This window comes from Paraprevotella xylaniphila YIT 11841, from assembly GCF_000205165.1.
In the GTDB taxonomy this organism is placed as follows: domain Bacteria; phylum Bacteroidota; class Bacteroidia; order Bacteroidales; family Bacteroidaceae; genus Paraprevotella; species Paraprevotella xylaniphila.
The window spans coordinates 1-2,701 of record NZ_GL883850.1 but is presented as its reverse complement, the minus strand read 5'-3'; the positions used below and the strand labels follow the sequence as shown (position 1 = coordinate 2,701).

General features: G+C 54.3%; 1 protein-coding gene. It reads right to left on the bottom strand.

From position 1 onward, the window contains the following. On the bottom strand, positions 1–2,701 hold a 2,701-nt coding region (locus HMPREF9442_RS07990; RefSeq protein ID WP_008627257.1), incomplete at both ends, for a helicase-like domain-containing protein.

Genomic DNA, 2,701 nt, shown 5'->3' with positions numbered 1-2,701 from the left:
TCCAGCTGTATTTTTCGGTCAAGTGCGGCAAGTTCAGACTTCAACTGTTTCAGTTCATCATCCTTCTTCCACACCTTCCCCGCTATCTCCTGCAACTGCGGTATCTCCCTCTCCAAGACCTCATTCTTCGCCTTATACTGGTCGATGATGGAGGGTATTCTCTCAATCGCATTCAAGAAGTTGCGGGCGGCAGCCATCGAATCAGCCATCGCCAAATGCCCGTTGTTGTAGGTGTACTTGTAATTCCCCTCAACCACGAAACGGTTGTCGGTGAACTCCAATCCCTCTTTGAGTATCCTTTCGCTCACCACCTTTATCGGAAAACCGTAAAGTTCTCCGACCTGTGTGTAAAGCCCGCCCGTAGTGGCGTTTTTCGCTATCTCCTGCAAACGCTTTCCGATGACCTTCTCATCGGCGGAATCCACACCGTCCACCTTTATCATATTAAGGCGGTTGCCCTCCTTGTCGGTCTGCACCACCGAAAGGAAGCGGTTCCAGTCCTCCGTCATGGCATCTATGAAAGCCGTGTTGTTACGCAGCTCGCCGGTCTTCGACTCCAGCTTGAACTCCGAATCGCGCTTCCCCTTGTTGAATGACTTGCGTTCCCCTTCGAGCGAGGCGATGCGCTTTTCAAGTTTCGCCTTGTCCAAAAGGTCGGTGTTTCCGGAGAGCAACGCCATGTATTCTGAGAAATTCATGCCCGATTTCTCGTCCATCGCCCCCTCGTCAATGGTACGCGCACCCATAGCACCGCTTTTGAGCTGCGAGATGAAAGTCTGCTTGCAATGCAGGAGGTTAAATTTGTAGCTGTCCAGCGACTTCTCTACCGCGTAGATAATCACGTCTACGTTGTTCCCGGCGAAATGCTTGGCAATCTCATTCCCGGCTCTAACTCCGCGTCCGTCACGCTGTTGCAGGTCGGACGGTCGCCACGGCGTGTCCAAATGATGGATTGCCACACACCTTTTCTGCGCATTCACACCCGTTCCGAGCATGGAGGTGGAGCCGAACAGCACACGCACCGTTCCGGCATTCATGGCGTCTATCACCGCCTTCCGCGCCTTGTCGGTCTTGCACTCCTGAATGAAGCGCACCTCGCTTGGCGGTATGCCGTAGTCCTCCGTCAGCTTGCGCTTGATTTCCGAATAGACGTTCCACCCATCGCCCGGCTGATATGTCCCCAAGTCCGAGAAAACGAACTGCGTTCCCTTCTGCGCGTCGTATTTTTGGTAATATTCCGCGATCATCTTGGCACAGTGGCTCGCCTTGTTGTCGGGATGGTCTTCATAATTCGGGTCTATCATGCGCATGTCGAGTGCCATTTTCCGGGCATAGTCCGTGGCGATAAGCATCTTCGCCTTTTCTTCCGTTTCCGAAAGCGGCAGCCTGCCCAACAGGGTGGCATCGCCCGTCTTGGCGAACTGCATCAGCTTCTGAATGAAGTCCTCCTGCTCCGGCGTGGGCGGTATGTGGTACAGTATCTCGTTCTTGGCGGGGCGGTCAACGCCCACATCCTCCGCCGTTCGGTAGTCCGTAATCTCATTATAGAAGGCGGCAAGCTCCGGCACTTTGATGAAGTATCGGAAACGCTCCTTCTGCACCACGTTGTTCGTCACGTTGAACTCAAAATCCGTCGTCTTCTTGGCGAATATCGCCGCCCACGCATCGAAACATCGAATGTCCTGCCGTTCCAGCTCCTTCGGGCGCAAATACTTGAACAGCAGGTACAACTCCGTCAGCGAGTTGCTGATGGTAGTACCCGAAAGGAAAGTCGCTCCCAAGTCCCTGCCCGTGCGCTCCTGTATGGTGCGTATGGCAAAGAGCATGTTCAGTGCCTTCTGGCTTCCCTCGCTGTTTCCCAGCCCTGCCACACGGTCGTGGCGTGTGTTGAACGTCAGATTTTTGAACTGGTGGCTCTCATCTATGAAGATGTGGTCGATGCCCATCTGCTTGAAATCCACCACGTCGTCCGTGCGTGACTTTATGGCGTGTTCCACCTTCTCCAGCTTCGCTTCAAGGTTGTGCTTGCGCTTCTCCAGACCTTTCAGCATCGCCCGCGACACGTTCTTTCCCTGTTGGCGCAGCACTTCGAGGTTTTCTTCCACCGTGTCAAGCTCCGCTTGCAGGATGCGCTGCTGCAACTCCGGCGACTGCGGTATCTTGCCGAACTGGTCGTGCGACATGATGACGCAATCGTAGTCGTTGTTCTTTATATTATTGAAGAAGCGCACACGGTTGGCGGTCGAAAAGTCCTTCTCCGAAGCGTACAGAATACGCGCGTTGGGATATGCCGCCTGATAGGTGGCTGCAATCTCCGCGACATTGGCTTTCAGCCCGATAATCATCGGTTTGTGTGCCAAGTTCAGACGCTTCATCTCATGTGCGGCGATACACATTATCAGCGTTTTACCGGTTCCCACCTCGTGGTCGCAAATTCCGCCGCCGTTCTGTTTCAGCATCCAGACGCAATCCATCTGCGAGGGATAGACGCTCTTGATACCCCGGCTTGCCAGCCCTTTCAGGTTGAGGTCGGGAAAAGTCTGGTGCGAGCCGTCATACTTCGGGCGCACGAAACAGTTGAACTTGCGGTTGTACATCGTCACAAGCCGCTCCTTGAACTGCGGCGACTGCTCTTCGAGCCATTCGGAGAAGCCGTTTCGTATTTCGTCAATCTTGGCGTTGGCGAGCTGTATGCCCTCGC